This is a genomic window from Deltaproteobacteria bacterium RBG_16_64_85 (genome assembly GCA_001798885.1).
In the GTDB taxonomy this organism is placed as follows: domain Bacteria; phylum Desulfobacterota; class Deferrimicrobia; order Deferrimicrobiales; family Deferrimicrobiaceae; genus FEB-35.
In genome coordinates this window covers 1-6,743 of record MGQW01000026.1, presented here as the reverse complement: position 1 = coordinate 6,743, position 6,743 = coordinate 1, and the positions used below count along the sequence as shown (strand labels likewise).

Sequence of the window (6,743 nt, the reverse complement as noted above, 5' to 3'; positions counted from 1 at the left end):
TGTCGGTGATGTTATTGATGATCTTTTCACTGAATTCCTTGGCCGAGCGGAGTTCCGACTCAACCTGTTTCATGCGGGTGATGTCCGTGACGATGCCTACGGAACCCAGGAAGATGTCATTGACCATGAGCGGCGCGGCCGATACCAGACCGACGAGAGACGTTCCATCCCTGCTCCTGAAGCTCAGTTCGTAGACGTCCTCCAAACCTTTGCGGCGGCGGTCCAGCTGTTCTTTCGCCGCTCCTTTCGAACCTTCGTCCATGAGATCGAACAGCGACCGGCCCATGATCTCGTCGAGATCGTACCCCAACATTCCGGCCAGCCGCTTGTTGGCGAAGGTCACCTTGGCTTCGCCATCGGCGATGAAGATCCCTTCCCGGGCGATCTCCACGATGGTCTGATACCTCTCTTCCGACGTCTTGACCTGGTTTTCGAGATTCTTCCGTTCGGAGATGTCACGGCCGTGCTCGATCGCCTGGACGATGGTTCCATCGGCATCCTTCAACGGGTAGGCGCGGATCTCGAAATGCCGGAGTTGCCCGTCCGGCAGGCGAATGATTTTTTCGCGGATCTGCGGTTCCCCGGTAAGGAAGACCTCCCGGACATGGCATTCCTCGCAAAGGCCGCTGCGGCCATGAAACACCTTGTAACAATGTCCGCCGATCAATTGTTCGGGATTGCGTTGATAGATGGTCATCATCGCCCGGTTGACCATCACGATCCGGTAGTCTCGGTCGTAGATGACCAGGGGGTCGGTGATGCTGTTCAGGACTCTGAGCTGGAACCGTTCCTCCGTCAGGACCATACCCACTTCCTGTCCCATGAGAACCAAGGGTCCGTCGACGCGTCCATCATAATAGGCGCTGCGAATGGCTCCCGCGTCGAGCGAGGGTTGGAGATGCACGGACACCGGGCCGTCGGCCGGAATCAGGATCCAACGGGCTTGAATGCCTTTTTTTTTAAAATGCTATCATATTTTTCATCAGGCGCGGTGAAATCCCCGATGGTTTCGCAGCCTCGCGGGGGGGACCTCCCTCCGGCGGAACATTTTATGACGCTGTGGGCGGCGGTCTGGTACAATTTTCCCCTGTGACGAAGCGGTGGGAATGCGTCATCTGCGGGTATATCCACGAAGGCGAGGAGCCGCCGGAGATCTGCCCCGTGTGCGACGCTCCCAGGGAGTTCTTCCGCCTGTTGGAGGACTGACGCCGGGTTTCTGTTTCGCAAAATGGTTGCTGGAGGGTTCGGATGAAGCTGCCGGAGGGTCTTTATCTTCATCCCATTTTCGTCCACTTCCCCCAGGCGCTCTTCCCGGTGGCGTTTGCATCCTTCCTCCTTTACCTGGGCACGGGGGAGACCCTATTCGAGAACGGGACGTACCTGATGACCGCTTTCGGCCTGGCCGCCACACCGGTAACCATGATCACCGGCTACATCGACTGGAAAGTCCGGTACAAGGGATACATGACCTCGGTATTCCGGATAAAGATCGTCACCGGATTTGTCCTGATCGGGCTCTCGCTTGCCGCTGTGCTGCTGCGCATCCTCGTTCCGGAGACCGCCCGGCTGCCCCTGTCGGGGCTTGGCTGGCTCCGCGCGGGTCTTCTCGCGGGCTGCGTGGCGTCCTGCGTGGTGGAGGGCCATTACGGCGGGAAGCTGGTGTTCCATTGACCCGGATGGCATGAAGCAGCCACTTCACCGATAAGGGGGATCGTGCACATGCAGGCGCCGGAAATCGTCATCGCGCTCCACCGCGCGATCGACAAGGAGAAGGAAGCCATCACCACGTACCTCCAGCTGGCCAAGGTGATCAAGGACGTCAAGGCGAAGAATGTCCTCATCAACCTCGCATCGGACGAAGTGGGCCACATGAACAAGCTCGAGGATCACCTCTCCTCCTACCTCGAGGGGAAGTCCTGGGTGATCTCCCCCGCCGAAGGGGTCGAGGCGGTCGCTGCGGTGCTCACGGAGAGCGCCCGGCTGGAGAAGATCGAGCCGGGGAAGCTGGTCCGGGCGGACGAGATCCAGGTCCTGGAAATGGCCATCGACAAGGAGATCGCGGCGAACCAGTTGTACCTTGCCCTGGCCAGGAACGCCGCGTCGAAAGAGGCCAGGGAGATGTTCCTCGCGCTGGCCAAGGAAGAGGACCTGCACGCCAGGATCCTGAAGGCCGAGGTCGATTCCATCGGACAGAGCGGCTTCTGGTTCGACCTGCAGGAATTCACGATGGAGCAGTAGGAGGTCTTCGGGGGCGTTGGATTTCCTTCGGGAAGCACGGGAGAGGCTGGAAGAGGAAGCGCGGCGGCTCGAGACCGAGTTGCGGGTCAAGCTGCCGAAGGAAATCAACGCCGCGATGGCGCACGGCGACCTCTCCGAGAACGCCGAGTACCATGCCGCCAAAGATCGTCAGTCCACCCTGCAGGCGCGGCTGGGCCAGATCCAGAAACGCCTGGCGGACCTCTCCCGGATCGACGTGTCGAGCATCTCCCGGGACCGCGCGGGCCTGGGGAGCGAAGTGACGGTGGAGAACCTCGACACGGGCGAGACGGTTTGCTACACCCTGGTGATCCCCGAAGTCGCCGACGGGAAAAAGAATTTCGTCTCCGTTGCCGCCCCCATCGGCCGCGCGCTCCTCAACCGGATCGTCGGCGATACGATGACGGTCACCATCCCGAAGGGAACCTGCGAGCTCGAGGTCCAAAAGATCGTCACGATCTTCGGCGACGTCTTCGAATAGCCCCTCCCTTCAGGCGAGCGCGGGGAGTTTCCTGCGAACCTCCTCCGCGATCCGCTTCACCTCTTCCGAACGGCTCTTTGGGCAGATCAGGACGGCATCCCCGCTGCGGACCACGACCACGTCCTCCATCCCCACCGCGGCGACGAGGCCGCGGTCCGACCGGATGAGGGTGTTGCGGCAGTCCGACAGGATGACGTTTCCGAAGATCACGTTCTCCCCCGGCGTCCCCAGAAACTCGTGGAGCGACCGCCAGGTCCCGAGATCGCTCCAGCCGAAATCGGCCGGGATGACGAGGGTCCCTTTCTCCTTCTCCAGAATTCCGTAGTCGACGCTGATGGACGGGATGGCCCGGAAGGCCGCTCGCAGCTTTCCAGGGAACTCCTTCTTTCCGAACGACCGGAACGCCGCTTCCATCGCCGCGTGGACCTCCGGGAGGAACCGGGACAGGCGATCCCGGAACGTGTCCGCCCGGAAGAGGAAGATGCCGCTGTTCCAGGAGAACCGGCCGGATTTCACGAACCGGCGCGCCGCGGCAAGCGCCGGCTTCTCGGTGAACCGCCGGACGTTGTAGACGGTTGCGGCGCGGTCCGCGAAGGGTTTCCCGCGCTCGATGTACCCGTAGCCGGTGGCCGGGTGTGTGGGAGGGATCCCCAGGGTGACGAACCGCCCCGTCCGCCGGGCGACTCGCAACCCCGTCCCGAGCACGGAACGAAAGGCGTGCTCGTCGGCGATGGCGTGGTCCGCGGGGGTGGCTGCGATCACCGCTTCGGGATCGCGGCGGACGATGTGGGCGACCGCCAGCGCCACAGCCGGGGCGGTGTTCCTCCCTTCCGGCTCGAGCAGGATGTTCCGGGCGGGGATGCCGAGGGCGCGGGGGGAGAGATGCGGTGCGTCCTTTTCGCCGGCCACCACCCAGACGTTCTCCTTCCGCAGGAGGGGGAACAGCCGCCGGATCGTCTCCCGGATCATCGGGCCGCGCCCCGTGAGGTTGAGAAACTGCTTGGAGTGGCGTATGCGGCTCTCCGGCCAGAACCGGGTTCCCGATCCGCCCGCCATCACGACCACGTGATCCATGGGCTTTCGACCTCCGCGGTGACTTAGGATAGAATACATCCATGCGCATCGACCTGAAAAAGAGTTTCATCACGGGGGTCTTCGTCCTCGGCCCCCTCGTGCTCTCCATCGCCATCCTGATCTGGTTCTTCGAGAAGGTGGACGCCCTCTTCTCTCCGGTCATCGACGGGATCCTGGGGGTGGCGATCCCGGGGAGCGCGCACATCCCGGGGACGGGGATCCTGGCGGGATTGGCGATCATCCTGCTGGTGGGACACTTCGCCCCGAACGTCGTCGGGAAGCGGGTCCTCGACGCACTGGACAACCTGATCAACCGGATCCCGGGGTACCGGACGATCTACGCCACCATCAAGCAGCTCACCAATGCCTTCTCGCCGGACAGCACGAGCTCCTTCAAGGAGGTGCTGCTGGTGGAGTACCCGAAGGAGAACAGCTACGCCCTCGGTTTCCGCACCGAAACGGTGGAGAAGAACGGAAAGAGGCTTGCCGTCGTGTTCGTGCCAACGAACAACCTCTACCTCGGAGAGGTGCTCTTCATCCCCGAGGAGGAGGCGCAGCGCCTGGACCTGACCGTGGAGCAGGCCGTGCGGATCCTGGTCTCCGGCGGGATCGCCTCGCCGAAGGAAATTTCCTTCCGCAAAGATCGCGCTTGACAAACGGCGGCCTCCATCCGTACCCTGAACGAACCCATGGTGACGACGGTGCTCTCACGAAACGGTTTGCGGCTTGGCGGTCTCGCCCTACTGGCCCTACTGGGGGGCCGGCCCGCCGCCGTGTGAGCGCTTGACGCCATAGGCTGATCGCTCATTGCAGGCCGCGGGAACCGGCAAGGTTCCCGCGGCTTTTTCGTTTGGGCCGCCCGGAATCCCGCTCCCGGCGGTTTTTTTTCGGGATGTCCCGGGATTTACTTTCGACCCGGGACGTTCTTGAACTTTCGTTCGGTCGGCATGAAAAGTTCAAGAACGTCCCTGGGTCTGAAAGTAAATCCCGCACGGACGTCCTGTCATTACGACCGAAAAAAAAGGAGGAAGAAATGGCGGAGAAGGTATTCATTTTCGACACGACGTTGCGGGACGGGGAGCAGGTCCCCGGGGCGAAGCTCGCCAAGGAGCTGAAGGTGGAGATCGCGAAGCAGCTTGCGGTCTTGAAAGTGGACATTATCGAGGCGGGGTTCCCGGCGTCCTCGCCGGGAGACTTCGACGCCGTGCGGGAGGTCGCCCGGGTCGTGAAGGGTCCCGTCATCACGGGGCTGGCTCGGGCGGTGCGGAAGGACATCGACACCCTGTGGGAGGCGGTGAAGGTCGCCAGGCGTCCCCGGATCCACACGTTCCTCGGCACCTCCGACATCCACATCCAGAAGAAGTTCCGCTCCGACCGGGACAAGATCCTGCAGTGGTGCGTGGACACGGTCAAGTACGCCCGGTCGCTGTGCCCCGACGTGGAGTTCTCCACCGAAGACGCGGCGCGGACCGATTTCGAGTTTCTTTGCCGGAGCGTGGAGGCCATCGTCAAGGCGGGGGCGACGACGATCAACGTCCCCGACACCGTGGGGTACGCGACGCCGCAGGAGATGGCGGACCGGATCCGCCGCCTGAAGGAAAAGGTGCCCGCGCTGGACAAGGCGGTCCTCTCCATGCACTGCCACAACGACCTCGGCATGGCCACGGCGAACACGCTGGCGGGGATCCTGGCGGGGGCGCGGCAGGCGGAGGTGACGGTGAACGGTATCGGCGAGCGGGCCGGAAACGCCGCGCTTGAGGAAGTCGTCATGGCGATCCGGACCCGGAGGGAGGTCTTCGGGAACCTCTACACGGACGTGAACGTCCGGGAGATCGCAAAGACCAGCAAGATGGTCTCCGCCCTCATGGGGCTGCCCATCCAAAGGAACAAGGCCATCGTGGGAACGAACGCCTTCGCGCACTCCTCCGGAATCCACCAGGACGGTATCCTCAAGGATCGCTCCACCTACGAGATCATCCGGCCCGAGGACGTCGGGGTCTCCGCCCACACGTTCACCCTGACGGCTCGCTCGGGGCGCGCGGCGCTCAAGCACCACATCGCTGCCTTCGGCCACAGCCTGAACGACGCCCAGATGGACGCCGTATACCGGAGGTTTATCGAGCTGGCCGACAAGAAGAAGGAGGTGAAGATCGAGGATCTGGAGGTCCTCGTGCAGGAGGAGTTGTTCAAGGTCCCGGAGACCTACCGGCTGGAGCACATCCAGATCCTTTCGGGCACGCGGGCCACGCCGATGGCCGCCCTCCGGGTGCGATACGGCAACGAGGTGATCGAAGAAGCGGCCACGGGGAACGGCCCGATCGACGCGGCCTACAAGTGCATCGAGCGGATCGTCGGTCACAAGTTCACGCTGATCAACTTCGGCCTGAATGCGATCACTTCCGGCGAGGACGCCATCGGGGAGGCGACGGTCCGCATCCGGACCAACGGGACGATCTTCGCGGGAGGGGCCAGTTCGACGGACATCATCGAGGCAGCGGTCAAGGCGTACCTGTCCGCCATCAACCGGTGGGTGGCCGCCGAAGAGCGGGAGAAGGCCGCGCGCAAGGGGGGTCGCAAGGCCAGGGGCAAGGCACCGACCGCTTCGGTCTGACGCCGGCGCCTCGCGGGCCGGTCTGGATCGGGGGGCGGGCCGGCGCTATCGGTACTCTTCCCGGGGAGGCGAGAAGGCGTCCAGCGCCACCGCCCCCTCCGGCCCGGTGATGACCTTGTGCGGCACCCCCCCGGGGATGAGGTAGATGTCGTTCCCCGCAAGCCTCAGGGACTCCCCCGCGACGATGAGCTCCATCTCCCCCGACACCATCATCCCCATCTGCTCGTGCGGATGGGAGTGCTCCGGCACCACCGCGCCCGGTTCGAGGGTCACGAGGGAAAACATCAGCTTCTCTCCCGACGCGATTTTCGCCGTCACTCC

7 protein-coding genes and 1 pseudogene (1 of these 8 running past the window's edge) are annotated in these 6,743 nt (G+C 63.4%); 5 read left to right on the top strand and 3 right to left on the bottom strand.

Annotation, left to right across the window (positions count from 1 at the left end; translation table 11 throughout):
* Positions 1-805, bottom strand: a pseudogene (locus A2Z13_09310) (hypothetical protein) (it extends 752 nt beyond the left edge of the window).
* A 443-nt stretch (positions 806-1,248) separates the two neighbouring features.
* Here A2Z13_09310 and A2Z13_09305 point away from each other — a divergent pair.
* From A2Z13_09305 to A2Z13_09295, 3 genes are read left to right on the top strand one after another with little or no spacing between them, the layout of a single operon-like run.
* Positions 1,249-1,671: a hypothetical protein gene (locus A2Z13_09305; GenBank protein ID OGP80045.1), complete on the top strand. Its 423-nt coding sequence runs from the start codon at positions 1,249-1,251 to the stop codon at positions 1,669-1,671.
* A 48-nt stretch (positions 1,672-1,719) separates the two neighbouring features.
* Positions 1,720-2,238: a hypothetical protein gene (locus A2Z13_09300; protein OGP80044.1), complete on the top strand. Its 519-nt coding sequence runs from the start codon at positions 1,720-1,722 to the stop codon at positions 2,236-2,238.
* A 16-nt stretch (positions 2,239-2,254) separates the two neighbouring features.
* Positions 2,255-2,737 (top strand): hypothetical protein, encoded by a 483-nt coding sequence (locus tag A2Z13_09295; protein ID OGP80043.1) that lies wholly within the window; start codon positions 2,255-2,257, stop codon positions 2,735-2,737.
* A gap of 9 nt (positions 2,738-2,746) precedes the next feature.
* Here the strand turns inward: A2Z13_09295 and A2Z13_09290 are convergent, their stop codons facing one another.
* On the bottom strand, positions 2,747-3,811 hold the full coding sequence (locus A2Z13_09290; GenBank protein ID OGP80042.1) for a hypothetical protein: 1,065 nt from the start codon (positions 3,809-3,811) through the stop codon (positions 2,747-2,749).
* A gap of 41 nt (positions 3,812-3,852) precedes the next feature.
* On the opposite strand from A2Z13_09290, the gene A2Z13_09285 reads away from it, so the two are divergent.
* A complete protein-coding gene (locus tag A2Z13_09285) occupies positions 3,853-4,464 on the top strand; it encodes a hypothetical protein (GenBank protein ID OGP80041.1) in 612 nt (203 codons plus the stop codon).
* Between the two features lie 380 nt (positions 4,465-4,844).
* Entirely contained in the window at positions 4,845-6,422 is a 1,578-nt protein-coding gene (locus tag A2Z13_09280; protein ID OGP80040.1) for a 2-isopropylmalate synthase, read from the top strand.
* Positions 6,423-6,467: 45 nt separating this feature from the next.
* Here the strand turns inward: A2Z13_09280 and A2Z13_09275 are convergent.
* Positions 6,468-6,743: cupin (locus A2Z13_09275; protein ID OGP80039.1), on the bottom strand; the 276-nt coding region annotated here is incomplete at its 5' end.